Below are 21,237 nucleotides of genomic sequence, written 5' to 3' on the forward strand. Positions count from 1 at the left end.
CTCCGTCACCGCGGGAAACCCCACGGTGACGGAGGACGTACTCCGGTCAGAACGTCGGCACGAACACTCCGTTCATCCAGACGCCCCAGTGCTGCCAGCCCTGATCCCAGACCTGAGGATTGCCGGCACCCCACATCGGCGGAGCCGGTGTACGCGGCGCCCAGGCAGGCGGCGGAGCGGGATTAGGCCCGCCGGGGATGGTCATTGCCACCATCGGTTGATTCGGCATCGGTGCCGGGGTCGCACCCGCAGTGGCCGCACTCAGGCCGGCGGCGCCAGCCGCCAGTCCACCTGCGACAGCCGCGCCGGCGATAATCCTGGTGATATTCATAGCCGTAGACCTCCAATCCGTATGCGGATGAATCTCACGGACACGTTGGCTATCCGGTCTGCGCGAGCCCTAAACCTGATCTCATTCGCTCAATGGTCGTCGGTCACGGAGCAACAGGGCGCTGAGCGCACCGCCACAGAGCCCCACCGCACCAGAGGTGAGAAGGGCGGCCACCACTACACCTGTTGTCGGGCCGCTGCCGGTGTGTGCTGACTGGCTGATGGTGCCGCACAATGCGATACCGATGGTCAGACCGAGTTGGCGCGCAGCATTGGCAGCCGCGGCCGCTACTCCCGCCCGCGCGGGCGGGACCGATGTCGCCGCAACTGCGGGAAGCACAGGGGATACGATCGCCGCCCCGATGCCGGTGACGATCAGCACCGCGATCAGGGAGGTCCAATCCGGGCGAAGCAGAAGTCCGGCACCGGCCAGGCAGGCCAGACCGGTCAGTACGGTCCCACCGCCGAGTACCCAGCTGCGCGGTGCATGGTGCAAGCGCGCGCTGAATGCGAGCGAAACGAGAACGAACGCAGCAAGTTGCACCGTCAGCACCAGGGCAGCCTGCAGTGGCGCCATGCCGGCGCTGGACTGCAACCATTGGGACAGGACCGGCAGTGCGGCGAAAGCAGCGAAGTAGTAGGCGAATCCGGCGATGAGGACGGCGAGGAAACCGCGGGTGGCGAAAAGGTCCGGAGGCAGCGTGGGATTCGCGGCGCGGCGTTGGACCCCGACGAAAATCCAGATCGCGGCGAGGCTCACCGCGGCGGTACCGATGGTTCCGGGTGAAGTCCACCCGGACTCGCCGGCATTGATCACCGCGTAGGTCGCCCCCGTCATCATCGTGGTGATGAGTGCCAATCCCGGGACATCGAGTCGTACGGTCGCGTGATGGTCACGCGAAAGCGACCGCTTGCCGGTGGTCACTGCAGCCGCACAGATCGGCAGCGCCGCCAGGAACAACCAACGCCACGTGACGAATTGGGTTGCCGCTCCGCCGGCAATGGTCCCCACGGTGCTGCCGATCCCGGCCACTGCACCCCACACGGCGAACGCGATCCCACGCGTCCGGGCGTGGTAGTGCTGGGTCAACAATGGGACGGCGGTACCGAAGATCGCGGCACCGCCCACGCCCTGAATGGCCCGCGCCGCAACAAGCACCGCGCCGCTGGTTGCCGTCGCACAAGCCGCCGATGCAACCCCGAAGATGATCAGCCCGATCAAGAACAACCGGCGATGACCCAGCCGGTCCCCGAGCGTGCCCATCGCCATTACGAGCGCCGCCAGCGCGAGGGTGTAGACGTCGATGATCCATTGGGCTACCGCGAATCCGGCGCCGAGCCGGCCCGCGATGGACTCGGCGCTGACCGTCACGACAGTCGTGAACGCCAGCAGTAGGAAAGTCGCGAGACAGCAGGTCACCAAGGGGCGCCAATCGGTGTCTCGATCGCCTGCGGCATCGTGGACGGGAATGGAGTTGGGAGAGGTCGACGGCATGATCCGACCCTGCTGTAATGGTCTTGTGCATGTAAACCATTACGTCGAGCCGTTGCTGCGGAATGCGCTCGATCTGGTCAATCGCCCGGCCACGACGCCGGGTGATCTGGAACGGCGTTGGACAGGTCTGGGCATGCCGATCCACTGTCGCGTCACGCGCGCCGACCTCCAACAGGTGGGCGATTTTCTCGAGCGCTGGACGGACGTCATCGATGCCGGCACCGAGGAGAACCGGGTGCTCATCCTCAACGAGTTGCTGGCTCGCTTCGCCACCGGTCCGTCGATCACCGATCATGACGGCAGTGGTTGGCATCTGCATTACCGCGACGCCGACGCGGGCTTCGCCGCCACGCTGGCCGGCGCCACAAGCGCTGCCGCAGCCCACTTTCTCACTGAACGCGGGATGCAACGTATCCGCCGATGCGCACTGGATGACTGCGCCACGGCATTCGTCGACTTCACCCGACCCGGCACGCAGAAGTATTGCAGTCACGGCTGCGCCAACCGTGACGCCGTCAGGCGGCACCGAGCCAGGTCCAACCGTATTTCGGGACGTCGCTGAAACCTGTTCTGGCGCAACCACTCCCGCGGCTACCCCAATTGACGGCCGATCGGTCCTTTTCGGGCGGCGCGATTCACTCCCGGTTCGTATATTGGTTGGTGAGGGATTGATCCGTAACTTCGGGCAGCACGGGGAGATCGTAGATGTGACTTCGTCACCGGCACCGGCCTCACGCCCACCTACCGGCGTGACGGCGGACACTGTCGGTGTCGGTCTCGGTGCCCACCGCAGGCTACGGCTGCACCTGCTGCTGGCCGTGGTGGTGCTGACCCTCGCGGGCAGTACGGCGGCACTGCTCGTTGATCACGACACGGGCCGGATCGGTCACGAGCCGGTGCTGATGAGTCTGATCGCGGTGTCACTGGCCGCGACGATTCTGCTGCACGGTCTGCTCCTCGGACGCCCGATGACCGTGGCCCACGGCGCCACCGCGGCAGCCGCAGTGATGCTGGGGGCGTTTGCGCTGGTGATCGGGCACCCGGCGGACGGGTGGATCTGCCTCGTGCTCGCAGCGGCGATGTTGGTCAGGCCGAGACCATCGAAATCACAGCCAGGCGCTCTGCCCGCGGTGTCAACGCTGGTCGACCGGACCACGCGCGATCCACTGGCGCCGTTTGCGATGTGTTCGGACAAGAGCTACGTGTTCTCTGCGGACGCCACAGCCGTCCTGGCCTACCGCGCCCTGGCTGGTATGGCGGTGGTCAGCGGCGATCCGATCGGAAACCGGGCCCGCTATGAGGAAGTAGTTGCCGCGTTTGCGGCCCTGTGCCGGGCGCGGGGTTGGCGCATTGTGGTGTTGGGAGCCTCGGAACATCGGTTGATGTTGTGGCGTGACCGAGCCGTGACGGGCGGCAGATTGCGGGCCATTCCGATCGGGCGTGACGTCGTGGTGGAAGTCAACGACTTCGACCTCCGGGGCCGGCGCCGCCGCAATCTCAGGCAGGCGGTCCAGCGGACTCACAACGCCGGTGTCAGCACCGAGGTGGTCGCCGAATCCGACATCGACGGTGTGTTGCGGGCAGAACTTCTCGACGTGATGCGGCAGTCGGGAAAGGCCGTCACGGCCGAGCGTGGATTCTCCATGATGCTCGGCGGCACGTTGTCCGGCCGATATCCCGGTGTGTGGCTGATCTACGGACGCGATCGTGCCGGTCGGATTCAGGCATTTCAACGTTATGTGAGTGCCGGTGGTGGCACCGAGCTGAGCCTGGACCTGCCGTGGCGCCGGTCGGGCGCACCAAACGGGATCGACGAGCGACTGACCGTGGACATGATCAGGTGGGCGGCGTCGCACAAGGGTGAGCGCGTGTCGCTGGCCTTCGCGCCGTTCCCCGAGCTCTTCAGCGATGAGCGCAGCGGTGAGGTCACCGTGCGCGCGCTGCGGGCCCTCGCGCACGTCGGCGACCGGCTCATCAAGCTGGAGTCGCTGTATCGGTACGTCCGCAAGTTCGATGCCATGGCGAAGCGGCGGTACGTGTTGTTGCCACTGGTCGATGTCATTCCGGCGGCGGCCGCATTGCTGACCTTGGAACTCACTCCACACCGTTCGACCCATTTGACCAGCGCATTTCGGTAGCTTCGGCGCCGGTATGCTGAATCGAGATGTTGTCGCGCGTGTTCTCCAGCCTGCTACGGGTCCGAGTGACCCTGAGTTACGCGACGGCACTTTTCGTGATCGCGTCGCTGCTGCTGATCCTGGGACCCCAGACGCAGGACCGGGTGGTCGGCCATCTGAGCACCAACCTCGAGAACCTCGGGCGGGGCCATCTGGGAACACTCCTCGGCAGCGCCTTCGTCACTGCTGAGGGATACACGTATCTGCTACTCCCGGGCCTGGTGTGCCTGCTCGCATTGGCCGAGCTGCTCTGGCGCGGCAGGCGGTTGATCCAGGCGTTCGCCCTCGGCCATCTGGGTGCCACCCTGATCGTCGCCGCGGGACTGGCCGCCGCGATCAAACTCGGCTGGCTGCCCATCTCGGTCGCGCACGCCAACGATGTCGGGCTGAGCTACGGCGCCCTCGCAGTCCTCGGCACCTTGACCGCTGCGATACCCATGAGGTGGCGCCCGGCATGGATCGGCGGTTGGGTGACCACCGCGTTGGTGGTCGCGGCCGCGGGGGCGGATTTCACCGCCATCGGCCACGCTGTCGCGTTGATCCTCGGAATTCTGCTGTCGATCCGGTTCCGGTCTGATTCGCATTGGACGCCGCCCCGGCTGTCGTTGCTGGCAATCGGTATCGGATTCGGGCTCCTGATGCTCGTCGGTGTATCGCCATCCGTGACGCCGATCGCGCTGCCAGCGGGTATTGCCGCCGCACTGCTTGTCACGTGGGCCCAGCGTCGGGTTGCCGGGTCTCAGAGCAGCACGGCAAGCCTGACTACAGTGTCCGCATGACGCTGCACGCCGACGCCGCCGACCCCGATCTGGTCACGGTCGAGGTGCCGACGCACTGGTACAACCTTCCGGCCGAGCTCGATCAGCCGATCCCGCCGCACCTTCACCCGGGCACCAAGGAACCGGTCGCCCCGGACGACCTTGCAGCGCTGTTTCCGAGCGGGCTGATCGCGCAGGAAGTGTCCACCGAGCCGTACATCGCGATCCCGGATGCCGTGCGTGAGATCTACTCGATGTGGCGACCGTCCCCGTTGATCCGGGCCCGGCGGTTCGAGCGGGAACTCAATACGGGTGCCCACATCTACGTCAAGTACGAAGGCGTCAGTCCGGTCGGCAGCCACAAGACCAATTCGGCTGTGGCACAAGCCTATTACAACAGCATCGACGGGGTCCGGAAGCTGACCACCGAGACCGGCGCCGGGCAGTGGGGTAGCGCGCTGTCGTTCGCCGGGGCCCAGTTCGGCCTGGAGGTCGAGGTCTGGCAGGTCCGTGCGTCCTACGAGTCGAAGCCGTACCGCGGTCATCTGATCCGGACGTACGGCGGCACCGTGCACTCAAGCCCCTCGAATCTCACCGCGTCCGGGCGCGCGATCCTGGCGGCGACCCCCGACACCACCGGCAGCCTGGGAATGGCGGTCAGTGAGGCCGTCGAGGTGGCGGCCGGCGATCCCGACACGCGCTACGCGCTGGGCAGCGTGCTGAATCACGTGGTGCTGCATCAGAGCGTGATCGGTCAGGAGGCCGTGGCGCAGCTCGCCGCCGTCGAGCCGAACGGGGCCGACGTCGTCTTCGGCTGCGCCGGTGGCGGTTCCAACCTTGCCGGGCTCGCATTCCCGTTCCTGCGGGAAAAGATCCATGGCCGGTCGAACCCGAAGGTCGTGGCGGCCGAGCCGGCGGCGTGCCCGTCGATCACGCAGGGGGAGTACCGCTACGACCACGGTGACGTGGCAGGCCTGACCCCGCTGCTCAAGATGCACACGCTTGGAATGGATTTCGTGCCCGACCCCATCCATGCCGGTGGTCTGCGTTACCACGGGATGGCGCCGGCACTCAGCCACACCGTCGAACTGGGACTGGTCGAGGGCATCGCGGTCGGGCAGCACGACGCGTTCTCGGCGGGGGTGCTGTTCGCGCGGACCCAGGGCATCGTCCCGGCACCGGAAGCCACCCACGCGATCGCCGCCGCTGCCCGGCACGTCGCCGATGACCCGGCCGAGCAGGTGGTCGTCATCGGGCTGTCCGGTCACGGCCAACTCGACCTGCCGGCGTATGCGGAGTTCCTCGACGGGAATTTCTGACGGGGCCGGCCCCTTCATATCTGAATTCGACCTGAATTGGTCATGAAACTCATATGCGGCTAATTATGCGTCGCATATGAGTTTCGTCCTGGACCCGTATTCGCAACTAGGCTCGATGTTAGACGCCTCAGGAATACGGGGTCGGCTTATCGACTGGCCGGAAAGGGAATTGGATGACGAAGAATCTGTTCGTGAAGACCGTCGCCGTTGCCTCGGTTGCGACTGCACTCGGGTTTGCCGCATCTGCGCCGGCACATGCGGCACCCAGTGGTCAGACCTCCGCACAGGCGACCATCAGCGACCTCGAAGCGCAGGGTTTTCGCGTGATCCTCAACAAGGTGGGCAATGCACCCATCGATCAATGCACCGTGACTGCGGTGCGGCAGGGCACCGACGTCAAACACTCGTGGGTGCAGCGCGGGCCGACGGGCAATGTGAACAATCTAGTGCGCTATACGACTGCATACGTCGACCTCATGTGTAATCGCTGAATTTCTTTCCAAGGTCGACAATCAATTACTGGCGTTTAATTCAGCCAATTCGCGAGCCCATTTCGGCACCGCCGGAAGCACCGAGCCCACCGCAAATCGAGGCGGCGGGCTCGGTGCCCCGCGTTGATCACATCTGCCAGTCCTGGGCGCCGTCCGGCTGGTTGTAGAGGCCGACGGAGTTCTTGACCACGACAGGGTCGCCGCTGCCGAAGTGGTCGAAGAACCACTGGGCGTTGGCGGGGCTGAGGTTGGGGCAGCCGTGGCTGACATTGCGTTTGCCTTGATCGGCGACCGACCAGGGTGCGCTGTGCGCGAAGATTCCGGTGTTGCTGAGACGGACGGCGTTCTGAACCTTGAGCTTGTAGCCCTCGGCGGAATTCACCGGGACCCCGTACGTCGACGAGTCCATGATGATGTCGGAGAACTTCTCCAGTACGTAGTAGGTCCCGTTGGGGGTTTCGTAGCCAGGCTTACCCAGCGATACCGGAAACGTCTTCTCCAGCTCGCCGTTACGGTGGATCTGCATCTGATGGGTGCTGTCGTCGATCGTGGCAACCAGTGAATCACCGACGCGGAAACTGGAATTCGTACCGGCGGCATCGATGTTCACCACGGTCCCTGCCGGCCAGAAATCGATTGGACGCCAACGCACCTGAGTATTGCTCATCCAGTAGAACTTTCCGGGCACCGGAGGGTTGGACGAGATGTGGATGGCATCCTCGGCCAGCTGGCGGTCTGCGATCGGCCGTTGGAACGTGATGGAGATCGGCTTGGCGACACCGACCGTGGCTCCGTTTGCCGGATTGAATGCCGGTGGCAGGAACGGCGGTTCGCCGGTGAAGGGCAAGGGGTTCTGCCCTGCCGGGGTACCGACAGTAGCGGCCGCGCCGAAGGGGGCGGGCCACAGCATCTGGGGCGCGAGGTGAGGTGCCGGTTCGACGGGTGGTGGGGGTCCCGCCGGCTCCGCCAGTGCGGAAGTGCCGGTCACGCTTGATGCGGTGACCATGACGGTCGCCGCGATCGCGGTGATCCACAGGTAGCTGGTGCGGTGCTGCACGAGGCCTCCATCGACGAGGTGTCCTTGATGACCACGTCCGCTCGGGCGGATTCATGGTTGCGCGACCAGTCTACTAGCTACGTACGGGGATAGTAGATCGTGGCAGCGACCGGGCGGCCGATCGCAAGCGCGAGGTACCCGCCGAAAGTGGTTATTTGCCACTACTTTTGTGAAAAATTTACCGAGTACAGCGCGCCGACGACTGCGATGACCTGCGTGATCACCCCGTACGTAGGTGTCACATACGCGATAAATACGTAGAAAATAGCGTAGCGCTTTGCGTTCGATATGAGTTTCGGTTCCTACGACAACCTTGGTGTGTCACCGCTGAGGCGCAGTTCTTCAACAAACCTTCACATAACCCATACCGATTCACTGTTCTCCGGTGGTCAGGTGGTGGCAGAGCACCCACGCACCTGTCACGTAAGACCACTGGAGCCCCGACCATGCCCGACACCACCAGCCTGCCGCGTCTGAGCCGCCGGGGATTCCTCGTGGCCACGGCCGCCTTGAGCGCGACGGCCATCGCGGCGTGTCAACGTGACGCGGGCGCCACCTCGACCGCAGCGACTTCCCGGGATGCGATCGCCGCGGCCGAGGCTCGCCGCCCGCACAGTGGCCGCACCGTGTCGACCACTGTGACCGCACAGCGCGCACGGGTCGATCTCGGTGGTCGGGTCGCCGAAACCATCGCCTACACCGACGTTGTGCCCGGGCCGCTGTTGCGAGCGTCGGTCGGCGATGAGCTGGAGGTCACGGTGCGCAACAGGCTCGGCCGTGCCACCTCGGCGCATTGGCACGGTCTGGCGCTCCGCAATGACATGGACGGGGCGGCACCGGCCACCCCGGACATCCCCGACGGGGGTGATTTCACGTACCGGTTCTCGGCGCCTCATCCCGGAACCTACTGGGCACACCCGCATACCGGACTGGACGCCGATACCGGCCTGTACTTCCCGGTGATCATCGATGATCCCGATGACCCGGGCCGATATGACGCCGAATGGGTGGTGATGCTCGACGATTGGACCGATGGCGTCGGTGAAAGCCCTGCCCAGATCTACGACCGCTTGCGCAAGCCGTCGGGCGGGAGACACAACATGCCCGGCATGGGTGGCATGCCGGGCATGACCGGGCACGAAGCGATGGGACCCACGGGTGGTCGCGAAAGTTCGGCCCTCGGGGGCGATGCCGGCGACGTCGACTACCCGATGTACGTCGCCAATGGTCGAAACGCTCAGAACCCCACCAGCTTCCGGGTGCGACCCGGCCAACGGGTGCGGATCCGGTTGATCAACGCCGGCTCCGATACGGCATTCCGCGTCGCATTGGCCGGGCACCGCATGACCGTCACCCACACCGACGGTTTCCCGGTGGTCCCCACCGAGGTGGATGCGGTACTGCTGGGAATGGGCGAGCGCTATGACGTGGTGGTCACCGCAGGGGACGGGGTGTTTCCCCTCGTTGCGGCCGCCGAGGGGAAGAATGCGTCCACGCGGGCCTTGCTGATCACCGCCGATGGCTCGACCCCGCCGCCGGACTACGCGCCGCCGGAGTTGCGGGGACGGCTCGGCACGGTCAATGTGTTCACCGCAACTCCGGAGGCCACGTTCGACTCCAAGCCGGTCGATGTCGAGCTGCCCGTCGAGCTGGGTGGCTCGATGGCGACCTACACGTGGACCATCAATGGCCGCAACTTCGCCGAAGCGCAGCCGCTGACCGTGCGCGAAGGGCAACGGGTGGCAATGACATTCCGGAACTCGTCGATGATGTGGCATCCGATGCATCTGCACGGCCACACCTTTCAGGTCATGGGTGCAGACGGTCGGCCCGGCGCCCGTAAGGACACCCTGATCGTGTTGCCGATGCAGCAGGTGCGCGTGGTGTTCGCCGCTGACAATCCCGGTGCCTGGATGCTCCACTGCCACAACACATACCACCAGGATGCGGGGATGATGACCCGTGTCGACTACGCCGGCTGAACTTAGGCCAGTACTACGTACGAGCCTATGTAGTAGGTACGGCCACCGCGTCGAGCCGGCTGCGGCGCCCCGGCGCGAGGTACGCTCGCATCACCGATCTTGGAGGGGTGCTGTGCGCGTACGAGGATTCGGCGAACTCGAAGCCGACATCATGGACCGCATCTGGAATCGCGGTCCCGCGGCGGTCACTGTGCGCGAGGTGTTCGATGAGCTCGTCGAAGAGCGCCGGATCGCGTACACCACCGTCATGTCGACGATGGACAATCTGCACACGAAGGGCTGGCTGGAACGCGACCGCGACGGCCGGGCCTACCGGTACTGGCCGAGGTTGAACCGCGAGCAGCACACCGCTCAGTTGATGCGCGAGGCCCTCGACGGTGGCGGCCGTTCGGATCTGGTGCTCAGCTACTTCATCGAGCAGATCGACCCGCAGGATTCCGATCGACTGCGCGCCGCGCTACGCACGTTGGCCAGACGATCGACGAGGGCGAAAAAGCGGTGAACGTCGCCGCGGGTCTGCTGATCTACAGCGTGGCGATGATGGTGCTGGCGCCGACGCTGCTCAGCGCCCTCACCCGCGGCGGGTCCGCCCCCCGATTCGGTGTGGCGGCATGGTTGACGGCCGTCGTCAGCGTCTTGGCCACCTGGATCGTCATTCCGGTGTTGGTCATCCTCGACGTGGTTTTCCACGGCGGCGGGCGCTCATCATTCCTGGCGTCATGCGTCGAGTTCCTCTGCGACATCGCGGCCGGGCGCGCGGGCATCGTGGCGCAGGCGGCGGTGATGGTCGCGGCGGTCGCGCTGGTCGTGGCGCTGGCCGGCGTCGGGATCAAAGCCCTGCGCACCATTCGACGGCTGCGCGCCCATGCCCACGGTCACGCCCAGGCGGTCCGTCTGGTGGGACGTCCGACCGATCAGCGCGACGTCTTCATCGTCGACACCGGTGAGCGCACTGCGTACTGCGTGGCGGGGGAGCCTCCGGCGATCGTGGTCACCACCGGGGCGATCGCCGCACTGGGCAGCGACGAGCTGCAGGCCGTACTGGCCCACGAACGGGCACATCTCGACGGACGTCATCCGAAGATCGTGACCGCGATGCGCGGGCTGGCGATGGTCTTTCCACGGGTACGGCTGATGACCCGGGGCGCCGCCGATGTCGGTCGGCTCCTGGAAATGTGCGCCGACGACGTCGCGGTGCGCCGCCATGGGCAGCACACGCTTCTGTCCGGGCTCATGGCACTCGCCGGAGCCACGCCGGCCCAGGCCCTCGGCGCCGCCGACGTTGCCTTGCTGAACCGGGCTGAGCGCCTTGCTCTTCCGCCGGCGCCGTGGATCCGGGTCGGGGCCGGGGCCGGCCTCTTCGGGGCGATGGCAGTGATCGCCCTGGCTCCGGTCGCGACGTTCGTGTTGGGGGCGTCGGGCCTGCTCTGTCGCTGAGGTCAGTACTCGATGATGCGAGTGACATACGGCGTCATCCCGGAGGTGCGGACCGGCGAGATCTTGATCGGAACGCCGGTCTGCTGCGCCTCGAGCATCTGGCCGCCGCCGAGGTAGAGCGCTTCGTGCTGACCGCCACCTGGCCCCCAGAACAGCAGATCTCCTCGCTTGGCCTGTGACGGCGGCAGGTGGCGCCCCGCCGTGTACTGATCGCCCGAATAGCGGGGGAGCAGGACACCCACGCCGGCGAACGCGTAACGAGTGAGCCCGGAGCAGTCGAAGCCGACGGTGCCGGCACCGGAATCCACTCCGCGACTGGGCCCGGTCAGACTGCCACCACCCCACGAATACGGCACTCCGAGTTGGGTGCCGGCCCGCCGGATCACGTACTCGACTGCCTGCCTGCCATAGACGCGGTTGCCGCGGAGGACGGGGGCCGCGCCGGTGTCCGCGGGGGCGAGCCCCAGGCTGCCGAGGAACTTTCGGCCCATGTCGAACGTCGTCTGCGCGGCAAAAGCGCTCGCCTGCAACGACGCATTGGCGATGGCCACAGGATCGCCCGGCGCTCCCGCGCTGAGCAGGTTGGGCAGGGTGGGATCCCACTGGCCGGCGTTGGGTTCCGCGTGGGCGAGGGGAGTACCCATGGCCGCCAACGCTGCCGCGGCGAGAATCCCTGTGTGCAGGAGTGTTCGCCGATCCCAGTAGAGGGGACGCCCGTGGGTCATGGAAGGCATGGTCACGCATCCCCCTCCGCCTTGCGATAGCCGTGGCGGAGGCAGCGTCCGCATTCACGGGAACTCTGTACCAACTACGTACGTACGTACTCTAGATGACAATAGACACGTCAGCCCCATCTGTAACCAAATTCCATCGTGGTAATTCATTGCGCAGATTGCGTTTTGGTCTCGGTCGCCGACGTCGGACGCTAGCCGGCGGGCGTGTCAGAACAGGTAGTGCAGTACTCATGGCACCTGCACGAGCGCTTCATACGCTTGTGGACGTCGGGTTGCAGAAGGGGATGCTGTGATGATCGCGTTGACGGATACCGTGAAAACCTGGGGTCACTCGGCCACCGTCCATTACTCCCACGCCCCACGCTCCGTTGTCGCTCAGTCAACCCTGGCGTTGCACATGGAATTCAACGTGGACCTTCCGCCCAAGCCGATTTTTCGCAGCTTCGGGTTCTTTCGTACGGCCGTCGTCGATGGATCGACCATCACCCTGAACGAACCGTCCTTTGCCGCGACCGGCGTCACGGAGTTGCATTTCGAGCTCATCACGGAGAACGGTGCATCGGTGTCCGTGGTCAACCAATTCGATACGACGGGCACCGTCAGCGGCCCTCCGCAGGACGCCGTCCAGGTCCGGAGGGTCTCGTTTCACCGCCCGAACGGAACGACCGCCTTCGCCCACATCACCAAGGTCTATGCCGGCGGCCGTGACATTCCCGAACACGAGGCCATCGAGACGGCAACGGCCACACTGAAATCGCTGGGCATGGACCCGGCCGAACTGATCATGAAGGTGACGACAGACGCCGATCACGTGGCGCGCCTGCAACGCCTCGACCCGGCGACCAACGAACTGGTCGACGAGGTGACCGATCCACGGATGGGGAGGTGAGATGACTGGGCCGAGTGCGGTCGAGATCAAAGTGAATGTCAAGGGCGACGTCGACCATGCGCTGTCGCTGTTGGGGTTGAGCGGTGGCAAGTCGCGAAAAGTCTGGTTCCTCGACGACCTGACCGAGGGTGCGCGTCCGGTTCTGCCGCTTCTGAGTGCGGGAATCGTTCTGCGGCTGCGCAGAAACAAGGACGGTGGTGAGGACTCGACGGTCAAGTTGCGTCCGTGCCGGTGGTCACAGCTGGCCGGACAGTGGGGAGAGCGCTCCGGCGGCGATACCGACTTGACGGTCGAGGGTGACTGGTCGCGCTCGAAGCACGTGTTGGCCGCGTCATGCAAAGCTGATCTCGACGAGGGCAGCATCGAGTCGGCCATCGATGAGGACGGCCGTCTCGTCAACGCGTTCACCAAGTCACAACTCGACTTCCTGGCCGACTGCGGCGAGATTCGAGTGGCGTTCGGTGGGCTGACGCTGTTGGGCCCGATCGCTGCCATCCAGTGGAAGAACATGAAGATCGGTGCGGTTGACCATGTTTCGGCCGAACGGTGGACGATCGCCGGAGCCGATTTCCTGGAACTCTCCATTCGCGTCACGCACGTCGATCAGGCGCGTGGACGGCAGCAGGCGTTGACCGACGAAGTGACGTCGCGTGGGCTGGCGCTGGACGATGCCGACGAACCGAAGACCTTGCGCGTCATGAAACTGTTGGCCGACGCGAGGCAGCCTCAGGGTTGGTAGCCGTCGAGGAATCCCGTGAGCCCCGACGGTGCGTGCGGTCCGATCGCGATCTGCTCGACGACACCGATCCCGGTGCGCTCACCCATGGTGGCCTTGACGACGTTCTGTAGGTGAATGGAGGCGAAGTCGGTAGGCTCGAAGGCATCGAGATCGATGGACTCCCTGCCGATCTCGAATTGTCCGTGATTGGAACCATGCCCCCAATGCGGATGCCAGTAGCCGATCCCGCGCATCCGGAAGGTGAAGAGCTTTTCCACTTCGATGTGGGTCTCACCGTCGACGGGATCGGTGAACCACAGGTGGGCTCGCCGGATCTCCCGCCGCCCCGGCTCCCATTCGAGTTCGTAGCCGATGTCGTAGCACTCCCGCACACCCACCCGGCTGCACGGCGAGACGCCCGCCGGAATCGGATCCAGAATCTGCGCCGTCTCCAGCCAACGGCGCCCGTCCTCGTGCTCGTGGAAGGCGTAGTGCGTGAACCGATCGCCGAAATGCAAGGGCGCCCAGAGCCAGAACACCTGAAATGGCATCGGCTGACGGAGCACGGGTACCTGCTCGCCGATGGGCCGAACTCCCCAGGACCGGTCGCGGGTTCCGGGTACGGCACCGGCCTCGACCGTCAGGTCCTCGCCGTCGACGCAGATCGTTCCTTCCCAGGATCCCCATTGGGTGAGCCGGGTGTGATCGGTCAGCACGATGCCTTCGGTGGTACGCCGCTGCTGGCGAGGTTCCTCGATGGCGACGGTGGTGGCGCGGAAGGTCAGGTCGCAGGAGATGCCGTGCTCGTTGGAATCGACGAGGTAGCGGATGGTGCGCAGTGGTTCGACGACCTCGATATGGAAGGGCCCGATGGTCGCCGATCGGTCCAGCGGCATGGCCCCCGAGGCGAAGACGGAATGTTCCACCCCGTCCTTGACCACGCTGAAGGCGGCGTCGATGGTCCCGCGAACCGGGTAGTGGCCCATCGCCGCGCCGAAGTAGAACTCGCCGTCACGCTGATGACCGTTGAACCAGTAGCGGTCGTAGTGGTTGGGGTCGGCGCTGACCGGTGTGGCGACCGGGTCGGCCGAGGCGTGAATGGGGTAGTCATCAAAAGGGGTGAGCACGGTGTCAATTTTCCGGCTCGTTGATCTTGACGAGCATCTTGCCGATGTTGGCCCCGGTGAACAGTCCGTTGAGGGCGTCGATGCTGGATTCGAGTCCCTCGTACACGGTTTCGCGATGGACGAGCAGCCCTTGTTGCTCCCATTCGCTCAGTGCGGCGAAGGCCTCATCGAAGTGCGCCCACTCTTCGAGTGCGATGAAGCCCTGCATCGTCGAGGACGTGGCAAGCAGGTTGACGTAGTTGGAGGGGCCCGGGTGATCGCCGTTGAGATAGCTGGAGATGATGCCGCACATCACCACTCGGGCTTTGTGTGCCAAGTTGCCGAGCACTGCATTGAGGATGTCTCCGCCGACATTGTCGAAGTAGACGTTGATCCCGTTCGGACACTGCTCCTTGAGCGCGGCGGACAGATCGCCGTCCTTGTAGTCGACGCAGGCGTCGAAGCCGAAGTCCTCGACCACGGCCCGACATTTTTCCGGGCCGCCCGCGATACCGACCACCCGGGCACCGGCGATCTTGGCGATCTGGCCTGCCACCGATCCGGTGGCGCCCGCTGCAGCCGACACCACGACCGTCTCACCGGCTTGCGGTTTGCCGACGCCCTTCATGCCGAAGTACGCCGTGGCGCCCGTCGGTCCGTAGATCGACATCACCGCGAGCGGATCGGTGTAGCCGACCACCGGCGTACTGAAGAGGTCGTCGCGGATGATGGCATAGTCCTGCAGCCCCGTCAGCGTGGTGACCAGGTCGCCGACCTTGTAGGCATCACAACGTGATTCGACAACTTCGCCGATGCCGGCGACTCGGACGACCTCGCCCAATTCGAGAGCCGGCAGGTAGCCGGGTTCACCGTCCAGCCAGGTGCGCGCGGCCGCGTCGATGCCCACATACGTCGTCCGCAGCAGTGCCTCACCGTCGGCAGGAACCGGCGCGGACGTGGTCACCATTTCCGTGTCCTCGGGGGAGACCAGCCCATTCGGACGACGGCGCAACAGGACTTGACGGTTCTGGCGGTGCGCGGAGTCAGTCATGTCGCTGCTCATTTCTGTGGAAGATCGAGGTGCCATCCGATTTTTCATATTGATTCTTAGAATGCATATCGATTATCGTCAAGCCCCAGACTGAAAGTGTCTCGCCAGGCGGGAGAACACCCATGAGCCCGCGGGAGAAACGACCGGGATGACATGAGCGCCAACGAGATAACGCCTCGTCGAGGGAGGCCACCCCGCATCGACCACAGCGCCATTGTCGCAGCGGTGCGGGAGATCGGCACCGAAAACGTCACGATGCGCCGGGTAGCCGAGCATCTCGGTGTCAGCCTTCCCGGGCTGTATCACCACGTCAAGAACCAGGACGATCTGCTGCGACTGGCCACCGAAAGCGCCTTGGTCATGTCACCGCCCCCGCGGTACGCCGGCGAGCACTGGGCGACCTGGATGCGCAGCTATGCGTCCTACATCAGGACGGTCCTGGCCTCGGAGCCGGCACTGGTCGAGAAGTTCGTCACCGGCGGCGTACGCGACGACATGGAAATGGAGTGCAACGGCGACGCGGTCGAAGCGCTGGCCGGGCACGGCCTGTCGCCCGACAACGCGATGGCGGTATGGGCTGCGGTGAGCGCGATGGCGATCGGCAGCGTCACCGAGGCGCACCGTGAACACCTCCACGCCGAAAGCGGACAGCCCTGGCTGGCCCGGATCTTCAAACTCACGGCCAAACGTTCCGCATCCGACTATCCGACGTTGCGCGCAGTCGCACAGTCCGGATTCGACCCGTTCAGCGAGGACGCCTTTCAGCACCGAATGACGTTGCTGCTCACCGGCATCGCGGTGCAGTACGGGCTTCCGCCCGAACCCGCGGACTAGCTACCCGGCATGCGGCGGGCCAGCCCGTCGTCGAGCATCTGCTGGAAGTGATCGGTGACCGTCTGCGCGGCGGGCCGGTAGGTCAGTCCCAGCTCGTTGCGGCTGCGACTGTTGTCGAACACCAATGGATATCCCACGTTGCGCTCGACGAACTCTCGGGTGAGCCCGGCCGCCGGGGCGATGGCCTTCACGAGCACCTTCGGCGCGGTCATCCTCGGGAACGGGTAGAACGGGCCGAACCGGCGGCGTAGTACCTTGCCAATCTCCAGAAGCGTCAGCGAATCCGCATTGACGATGTAGCGGCCGTGCGCCTCGGGGGTGAACCCGGCACGCAGGTGCGCATCGGCGACGTCGCGCACGTCCACCACGCCCATGGTCAGCGCGGGCGCTCCTGCCAGCAGGGTGCCGTCGGTGAACTGCTTCATCGTGCTCAGGCTGGCCGAGTCGCTGGCACTGGTCAGCGCAGGTCCGAGCACCAGGCCCGGGTGGATGGTGACCATGTCCCAACGCTCCTGCGCCTTCTGATACCGCCAGGCCTCCTGTTCGGCCACCGTCTTGGAGTAGGGGTACGGCTGGTGGTCGGCGCTGCTGGTGGTGTTCCAGTGCTCATCGGTGAAGACGCCGCCCGGGACATCCCGTGATTCGCAGGCGTCCCCGTAGATGGCGACCACACTGCTGGTCAGTACCACACGCTTGACGCTCTCGGTGCGGTTGACCGAGTCCAGCACATTGCGGGTGCCCTCAAGTGCCGGGCGGATCAGCGCCTCCTGCGCATCGGTGAAACCGGAAAGCAGGAACGGCGAGGCGGTGTGCATGACCAGCTGACAGCCGTGCATCGCCTCGTCGAAGCTGCCGGGCTCGAGCAGGTCTGCCTTGAACAGTTTCAGCCGGCCGGGATGATCGGCGGAGAGCTTGTGCAGATGCTCCAAACCGGACGCCTTCTGCGGATTGCGCACCGTGCCGTGGACGGTGTGACCGGCTTCGAGCAGGGACCTGACGATCCAGCTCCCGATGTAGCCACTGGCGCCCGTGACGAGCACCGGCGCATCCGGGTCGATCGGTGTACGGGCTGTGCCCATGGGGGAGTCCTCTCGCGCGGTTCAGCTCAAGCATATTGCTGACGGAGTAGCGGGTGTGGGGGGACAGTTAGCGATATGAGTAGCCAGAAGGTACCTAAACCCAGCGACCTCAAGTCGGCCGCTCAGGCAGCCGTCGAGACGGCCCAGTCCGCCGTCGGCGCCGCCCAGGCGGTGGCGAGCGGCGCGATGCGTATTCCGCCGGCGTCGGCTCAACTTGCCGCCCAGTTACCTGATCTGCTGGAGAACCTCGCGGTTGCGACGGAACGGCTCAACACCACCATCGATCGCACCGAACGGTATATGGCCATGGCCGACCCGATGTTCCGTACGTTGGACCGCCTCCTGCCACAGCTGGAATCGTTGATCAACACGGGTAACGACGTCTTCCGGATGTTGACGAACATCCCGGGCGTCTCCGCGTTCAACCGGTTAACCGGGCGCGGTCGCGACGACCGGGACTGACGCGGTTGGACTGTCGGTCTAGGTGATTCCGAGGACTGCTGCCGTGAAGCGCCAAAGTGTCTGTGTGGCTTGATCGGAATCGGGCGTCGGGATGACACGGAGCTGCTGCGCGATGCCGTGGCGCAGGCCTCCGATGACGTAGGCAGCAGCGCTGTCGGGGTCCAGATCCGTTGGAATTCCGCCGAGTTGCTGTCCATGGCGGATGTTGGCGGCGGCGTTGTCGATGAGGTCGTGAATGTAGGCCTCGCCGAGTTCGGTGAGCTGCGGGTCGCTGGCGGTGCGGTTGAGCAGAATCGGTGCCAGCGGGTCGGCGAGGTGATAGGCGACGAAGCGATGGGTGCGGTCGCGTTCGCGGGTAGCCCAGTCGCCGTCGGGTAGGTGGGTATCGGCGATCGCGTGGCGCAGCCCGTCGTAGAAGCCGTCATAGATCGCGGTCAGAAGCCCGCTCTTCGATCCGAAGTGGTGATAGAGGGCGCCGGTACTGAGGCCGGCGCGACGGGTGAGCCCGCTGAGTTCGAAGACGCCGTTTCCGTGCACGAGTTCGTCGCGGGCGGCATCGATCAGTTGTTGACGTCCGACCGGCGCGCGTGCCATAGTCCGAACCATAACAGAAATCAGTTATGTTTCGGTGAGGGCGATATGAGCACTGAAGTGACGTCGTTGACGGAGTTGTCCGGTGACCTGGCCGGTACCTATCGGCGGACCCGCAGCAGCGGTGAGCAGGTGGACCCTGCCGTGGCAGACGCGGACCTGGCGGCAGTGCTGCGCGACGGATACGTGATCCTGCCCGACCTGCTGAGCGAGGCCGAGCTCGACGACATTCGGAAATCTGTGGGTCCGCTGTTGGACCTGGTGGGCCGCAACGGGTTTGAAGGACACGCGACCCAGCGGGTGTACAGCGTGTTGAACAAGACCCGCAGCTGCGACCGCATCGCCGACCATCCGCGGGTGCTGGCGCTGCTGGATCGGTTGTTCATGCCCAACTACCTGTTGTCCATGCTGCAGGTGATCAACATCCTACCGGGGGAGCAGGCCCAGATGTTGCACACCGATGACGGCTTCTATCCGCTGCCCCGACCGCGAAAGGCCCTGGGCGCGGCCACGATCTGGGCGATCGACGACTTCACTGCCGACAACGGTGCCACCGACATCGTCGCGGGTAGCCACCAGTGGGGTGAGCGGCTGCCCGAGCCCGCCGAGCGCGAGCCGGTGGTGATGAGCGCCGGGTCATGCGTGTTCTTCGTCGGAACGTTGTGGCACGGCGGTGGCGCCAACCGTTCTGCGAACCCACGCCTGGCCCTGACGGCGCAATACTGCGAGCCGTGGCTGCGTCCGCAGGAGGCATTCACCTTGTCGATGACCCGCGACACCGTGCGGGCCGTCTCCGAGGACATCCGCCGCATGCTCGGCTACAGCATCCACCCGCCGTTCATCGGTCAGGTCGACGGCATGCACCCCAAGCGTCTGCTCGAGTCCGAAGGCGGATCAATCGCCCGATGCCCGCAGCGTGATCTCTGAGATGTTCGTGCGGCTCTGCCCATCGAGGGTGCCCAACTTGGAAATCCACACCAGCACATTGGACGTTTTCGTCTGATTGTCGACGGTGATGGTGTTGTCGCCCGGCTGTAACGTCACGTTCGGCGTCAGCTCGGTGGTGTCGGACAGGCTGTTCGGGTGAGCACTGTCGGCCGCGCGAATCTGGACTTCTGTTCCGGTGCTGGGCACGTCGATCGTCACCTCGCTCAAAGCGGTTGGCGAGGGGAGCTGAAGTAGCAGGCCGACACCTTGTTTGAAGGCCGGGAAGGGCGCGGCATCCTGATAGATGTCGGTGGACCACGACGTATCCGGGTTGCCGTCGATGGCCAGACTCGCCTGATCCGGATGGTCTGGTGAGCCGCCTGGGGAGAACACCGTCGCACTCTCGGGCTTCACGGGCGACCCCGGAGTGGTGTTGTGCTCCGACGAGCCCAAACCGCGGAGGAGAAGGACGGACGTCGCAACGATCGCGGCGACCACGGCCAGAACCAACAGAATGCGTACCGGATGCGACGTCAATGCACGGCGGCGATTACCTGGCGTCACTGCGAACGAGTCGCGCCGGCGGCGTCCGCGGGTGCCGGCCGAATGATTGACCACCGAGTCGGCGAACAGCGTTCGGTCGTCCCAGGGGCCGCTGACCTCCACCACATCCCCGTCGGAGAGTTCGCCCGTGATGGAGTTGCCACGGAGCTCGACCGGCACGACGGTGTGCGCTTCACCGGTCGATTCGTACCGCTCCACGCGGAACGTCCAGACCTCTTCCTCGCCGTCAGGCCCGGCCGGTGTCTTCTGCACGCCGCGGGCAGTGCCCAGGATCGTCAGCATGGCCAGCCGTTTGGTTTCCGGGGAGCTGCTCCGCTCATGGACGTCGGGGATCTCCAGCGGGGCGGTGTGAACGCCCGTAGCAGGCGCCACCGGCTGGGGCGCGGTCGACACGTCCGTGCTCCCGCCCAGCGCTCGCGCGAAGTCCAGGCACCGCGCGTAGCGCTTGTCGGGTTGCTTGGCCAGCGCCTTGGCCATCACGGCGTCGAGATGGGCGAGGTCGCGGCGGCGCTCGGACAGCCGGGGCGGTGGTGCGTAGAGGTGGTTGCCGGCCTGGACGATGCGATTGGTGTCTTCGAAGACAGGCGAGCCGGTCAGCAGATGGAAAGCGGTCGCTGCCAGGGCGTACTGGTCTGCGCGGCCATCGAGCGTCTTCCCGGTGAGCTGCTCCGGCGCTACGTACGCGACGGTACCGATGGCCACGTCGGTCTCCGTGAGGCCATTCGCGTCGTCGGCTTCGCGGGCGATACCGAAATCGGTGAGCAAGATGCGTCGGCGGGCACTTCCCGACGGCACGGTGACCAGGATGTTCGCCGGTTTGACGTCGCGGTGCAGCAGGTTCCGTTCGTGAGCGACGTCGAGGGCTTCGGCGACTGCCGTGACGATCTCCACCACATCCGGCAAGGGCATCCCAGACGGGTGCTGCTCAATCAAGTGCTTGGCATCGGTGCCCTCGACATAGTCCATCGAGATCCACAGCCGGCCGTCGAACTCGCCCCGGTCGTGCACCCCGACGATGTGCGGATGCCACAACGATGCGGCCAACTCCGCCTCGCGGTTGAACCGGGCGCGGAACTCCTCATCGCGCGTGGTGCTCACCGAAAGGATCTTGAGTGCATCCAGACGGGGCAGGCGAGGATGCTGGGCCAGGTAGACCTCGCCCATGCCACCGGCGCCCAGGAGCCGCTGAATGGTGTACCCGGCAAAGACGTCACCGGCATTGAACGGCATGTTCGC

At 65.3% G+C, this 21,237-nt stretch carries 22 protein-coding genes; 13 read left to right on the forward strand and 9 right to left on the reverse strand.

Features of this window, described 5'->3' with window-relative positions:
- Window positions 1-46: 46 nt before the first annotated feature.
- Both AC4LGL_RS14245 and AC4LGL_RS14250 read right to left on the reverse strand, forming a co-directional pair.
- The gene (locus AC4LGL_RS14245; protein WP_491839242.1) at window positions 47-331 is read right to left on the reverse strand and encodes a hypothetical protein; all 285 of its coding nucleotides are present in this window, start codon (window positions 329-331) and stop codon (window positions 47-49) included.
- 81 nt (window positions 332-412) lie between these two features.
- Window positions 413-1,825, reverse strand: a complete 1,413-nt coding sequence (locus AC4LGL_RS14250) for an MFS transporter (RefSeq protein WP_491839243.1) — start codon at window positions 1,823-1,825, stop codon at window positions 413-415.
- Window positions 1,826-1,850: 25 nt separating this feature from the next.
- On the opposite strand from AC4LGL_RS14250, the gene AC4LGL_RS14255 reads away from it, so the two are divergent.
- From AC4LGL_RS14255 to AC4LGL_RS14275, 5 genes are all read left to right on the forward strand, one after another.
- Window positions 1,851-2,387 (forward strand): CGNR zinc finger domain-containing protein, encoded by a 537-nt coding sequence (locus AC4LGL_RS14255; protein WP_491839244.1) that lies wholly within the window; start codon window positions 1,851-1,853, stop codon window positions 2,385-2,387.
- Window positions 2,388-2,574: 187 nt separating this feature from the next.
- The gene (locus tag AC4LGL_RS14260) at window positions 2,575-3,963 is read left to right on the forward strand and encodes an MprF family protein (protein ID WP_491839245.1); all 1,389 of its coding nucleotides are present in this window, start codon (window positions 2,575-2,577) and stop codon (window positions 3,961-3,963) included.
- Between the two features lie 26 nt (window positions 3,964-3,989).
- Complete coding sequence (locus AC4LGL_RS14265) at window positions 3,990-4,781, forward strand: rhomboid-like protein (protein ID WP_491839246.1); 792 nt, start codon at window positions 3,990-3,992, stop codon at window positions 4,779-4,781.
- A complete protein-coding gene (locus AC4LGL_RS14270) occupies window positions 4,778-6,079 on the forward strand; it encodes a TrpB-like pyridoxal phosphate-dependent enzyme (RefSeq protein ID WP_491839247.1) in 1,302 nt (433 codons plus the stop codon). The genes AC4LGL_RS14265 and AC4LGL_RS14270 overlap by 4 nt, the downstream gene beginning before the upstream one ends.
- Window positions 6,080-6,270: 191 nt before the next feature.
- Window positions 6,271-6,570 carry a hypothetical protein gene (locus AC4LGL_RS14275; protein ID WP_491839248.1) on the forward strand — a complete coding sequence of 100 codons (300 nt, stop codon included), beginning with the start codon at window positions 6,271-6,273 and terminating at the stop codon, window positions 6,568-6,570.
- A gap of 127 nt (window positions 6,571-6,697) precedes the next feature.
- On the opposite strand, the gene AC4LGL_RS14280 is transcribed toward AC4LGL_RS14275, so the two are convergent.
- Window positions 6,698-7,576, reverse strand: a complete 879-nt coding sequence (locus AC4LGL_RS14280) for a L,D-transpeptidase (protein WP_491839374.1) — start codon at window positions 7,574-7,576, stop codon at window positions 6,698-6,700.
- Between the two features lie 497 nt (window positions 7,577-8,073).
- Between AC4LGL_RS14280 and AC4LGL_RS14285 the strand changes: the two genes are divergently transcribed.
- The 3 genes from AC4LGL_RS14285 to AC4LGL_RS14295 all read left to right on the forward strand — a co-directional run bounded on the left by AC4LGL_RS14285 (window position 8,074) and on the right by AC4LGL_RS14295 (window position 11,046).
- Entirely contained in the window at window positions 8,074-9,609 is a 1,536-nt protein-coding gene (locus AC4LGL_RS14285; protein WP_491839249.1) for a multicopper oxidase family protein, read from the forward strand.
- A 112-nt stretch (window positions 9,610-9,721) separates the two neighbouring features.
- Complete coding sequence (locus AC4LGL_RS14290; protein ID WP_064881457.1) at window positions 9,722-10,111, forward strand: BlaI/MecI/CopY family transcriptional regulator; 390 nt, start codon at window positions 9,722-9,724, stop codon at window positions 10,109-10,111.
- Window positions 10,108-11,046 (forward strand): M56 family metallopeptidase, encoded by a 939-nt coding sequence (locus tag AC4LGL_RS14295; RefSeq protein ID WP_491839250.1) that lies wholly within the window; start codon window positions 10,108-10,110, stop codon window positions 11,044-11,046. The genes AC4LGL_RS14290 and AC4LGL_RS14295 overlap by 4 nt, the downstream gene beginning before the upstream one ends.
- A 2-nt stretch (window positions 11,047-11,048) precedes the next feature.
- Here the strand turns inward: AC4LGL_RS14295 and ripB are convergent, their stop codons facing one another.
- Window positions 11,049-11,690, reverse strand: a complete 642-nt coding sequence (gene ripB / locus AC4LGL_RS14300; RefSeq protein ID WP_491839251.1) for an NlpC/P60 family peptidoglycan endopeptidase RipB — start codon at window positions 11,688-11,690, stop codon at window positions 11,049-11,051.
- A gap of 382 nt (window positions 11,691-12,072) precedes the next feature.
- Here ripB and AC4LGL_RS14305 point away from each other — a divergent pair, with 382 nt between their 5' ends.
- Together AC4LGL_RS14305 and AC4LGL_RS14310 are read left to right on the forward strand one after the other, a co-directional pair.
- Window positions 12,073-12,669, forward strand: a complete 597-nt coding sequence (locus tag AC4LGL_RS14305; RefSeq protein ID WP_491839252.1) for a hypothetical protein — start codon at window positions 12,073-12,075, stop codon at window positions 12,667-12,669.
- Between the two features lies 1 nt (window position 12,670).
- Window positions 12,671-13,408, forward strand: coding sequence for a hypothetical protein (locus AC4LGL_RS14310; RefSeq protein WP_491839253.1), 738 nt, complete (start codon window positions 12,671-12,673; stop codon window positions 13,406-13,408).
- Here AC4LGL_RS14310 and AC4LGL_RS14315 read toward each other — a convergent pair.
- Both AC4LGL_RS14315 and AC4LGL_RS14320 read right to left on the reverse strand, forming a co-directional pair.
- Window positions 13,396-14,514: an Rv3169 family protein gene (locus AC4LGL_RS14315; RefSeq protein WP_491839254.1), complete on the reverse strand. Its 1,119-nt coding sequence runs from the start codon at window positions 14,512-14,514 to the stop codon at window positions 13,396-13,398. The genes AC4LGL_RS14310 and AC4LGL_RS14315 overlap by 13 nt on opposite strands.
- Before the next feature lie 4 nt (window positions 14,515-14,518).
- Entirely contained in the window at window positions 14,519-15,544 is a 1,026-nt protein-coding gene (locus AC4LGL_RS14320) for an NADP-dependent oxidoreductase (RefSeq protein WP_491839255.1), read from the reverse strand.
- 153 nt (window positions 15,545-15,697) lie between these two features.
- On the opposite strand from AC4LGL_RS14320, the gene AC4LGL_RS14325 reads away from it, so the two are divergent.
- A complete protein-coding gene (locus AC4LGL_RS14325; protein WP_491839256.1) occupies window positions 15,698-16,378 on the forward strand; it encodes a TetR family transcriptional regulator in 681 nt (226 codons plus the stop codon).
- Here AC4LGL_RS14325 and AC4LGL_RS14330 read toward each other — a convergent pair.
- Entirely contained in the window at window positions 16,375-17,457 is a 1,083-nt protein-coding gene (locus AC4LGL_RS14330; RefSeq protein ID WP_491839257.1) for an SDR family oxidoreductase, read from the reverse strand. The genes AC4LGL_RS14325 and AC4LGL_RS14330 overlap by 4 nt on opposite strands.
- 75 nt (window positions 17,458-17,532) lie before the next feature.
- Here AC4LGL_RS14330 and AC4LGL_RS14335 point away from each other — a divergent pair, with 75 nt between their 5' ends.
- Window positions 17,533-17,919: a hypothetical protein gene (locus tag AC4LGL_RS14335; protein ID WP_491839258.1), complete on the forward strand. Its 387-nt coding sequence runs from the start codon at window positions 17,533-17,535 to the stop codon at window positions 17,917-17,919.
- An 18-nt stretch (window positions 17,920-17,937) separates the two neighbouring features.
- Here the strand turns inward: AC4LGL_RS14335 and AC4LGL_RS14340 are convergent, their stop codons facing one another.
- Complete coding sequence (locus AC4LGL_RS14340) at window positions 17,938-18,513, reverse strand: TetR/AcrR family transcriptional regulator (protein ID WP_491839259.1); 576 nt, start codon at window positions 18,511-18,513, stop codon at window positions 17,938-17,940.
- Window positions 18,514-18,558: 45 nt separating this feature from the next.
- Here AC4LGL_RS14340 and AC4LGL_RS14345 point away from each other — a divergent pair, with 45 nt between their 5' ends.
- A complete protein-coding gene (locus AC4LGL_RS14345) occupies window positions 18,559-19,437 on the forward strand; it encodes a phytanoyl-CoA dioxygenase family protein (protein ID WP_491839260.1) in 879 nt (292 codons plus the stop codon).
- On the opposite strand, the gene AC4LGL_RS14350 is transcribed toward AC4LGL_RS14345, so the two are convergent.
- On the reverse strand, window positions 19,405-21,231 hold the full coding sequence (locus AC4LGL_RS14350) for a serine/threonine-protein kinase (RefSeq protein WP_491839261.1): 1,827 nt from the start codon (window positions 21,229-21,231) through the stop codon (window positions 19,405-19,407). The genes AC4LGL_RS14345 and AC4LGL_RS14350 overlap by 33 nt on opposite strands.
- Window positions 21,232-21,237 lie beyond the last annotated feature (6 nt).

The sequence above is a fragment of the Mycolicibacterium arcueilense genome (genome assembly GCF_058536225.1).

What these genes read in the sequence shown, in the direction of transcription:
- AC4LGL_RS14245 (WP_491839242.1), bottom strand. Translation starts at nt 331, where the DNA reads ATGAATATCACCAGGATTATCGCCGGCGCGGCTGTCGCAGGTGGACTG.
- AC4LGL_RS14250 (WP_491839243.1), bottom strand. Translation starts at nt 1,825, where the DNA reads ATGCCGTCGACCTCTCCCAACTCCATTCCCGTCCACGATGCCGCAGGC.
- AC4LGL_RS14265 (WP_491839246.1), top strand. Translation starts at nt 3,990, where the DNA reads ATGTTGTCGCGCGTGTTCTCCAGCCTGCTACGGGTCCGAGTGACCCTG.
- AC4LGL_RS14270 (WP_491839247.1), top strand. Translation starts at nt 4,778, where the DNA reads ATGACGCTGCACGCCGACGCCGCCGACCCCGATCTGGTCACGGTCGAG.
- AC4LGL_RS14280 (WP_491839374.1), bottom strand. Translation starts at nt 7,576, where the DNA reads ATGGTCACCGCATCAAGCGTGACCGGCACTTCCGCACTGGCGGAGCCG.
- AC4LGL_RS14285 (WP_491839249.1), top strand. Translation starts at nt 8,074, where the DNA reads ATGCCCGACACCACCAGCCTGCCGCGTCTGAGCCGCCGGGGATTCCTC.
- ripB (WP_491839251.1), bottom strand. Translation starts at nt 11,690, where the DNA reads ATGGGTACTCCCCTCGCCCACGCGGAACCCAACGCCGGCCAGTGGGAT.
- AC4LGL_RS14305 (WP_491839252.1), top strand. Translation starts at nt 12,073, where the DNA reads ATGATCGCGTTGACGGATACCGTGAAAACCTGGGGTCACTCGGCCACC.
- AC4LGL_RS14310 (WP_491839253.1), top strand. Translation starts at nt 12,671, where the DNA reads ATGACTGGGCCGAGTGCGGTCGAGATCAAAGTGAATGTCAAGGGCGAC.
- AC4LGL_RS14320 (WP_491839255.1), bottom strand. Translation starts at nt 15,544, where the DNA reads ATGACTGACTCCGCGCACCGCCAGAACCGTCAAGTCCTGTTGCGCCGT.
- AC4LGL_RS14325 (WP_491839256.1), top strand. Translation starts at nt 15,698, where the DNA reads ATGAGCGCCAACGAGATAACGCCTCGTCGAGGGAGGCCACCCCGCATC.
- AC4LGL_RS14330 (WP_491839257.1), bottom strand. Translation starts at nt 17,457, where the DNA reads ATGGGCACAGCCCGTACACCGATCGACCCGGATGCGCCGGTGCTCGTC.
- AC4LGL_RS14335 (WP_491839258.1), top strand. Translation starts at nt 17,533, where the DNA reads ATGAGTAGCCAGAAGGTACCTAAACCCAGCGACCTCAAGTCGGCCGCT.
- AC4LGL_RS14340 (WP_491839259.1), bottom strand. Translation starts at nt 18,513, where the DNA reads ATGGCACGCGCGCCGGTCGGACGTCAACAACTGATCGATGCCGCCCGC.
- AC4LGL_RS14345 (WP_491839260.1), top strand. Translation starts at nt 18,559, where the DNA reads ATGAGCACTGAAGTGACGTCGTTGACGGAGTTGTCCGGTGACCTGGCC.
- AC4LGL_RS14350 (WP_491839261.1), bottom strand. Translation starts at nt 21,231, where the DNA reads ATGCCGTTCAATGCCGGTGACGTCTTTGCCGGGTACACCATTCAGCGG.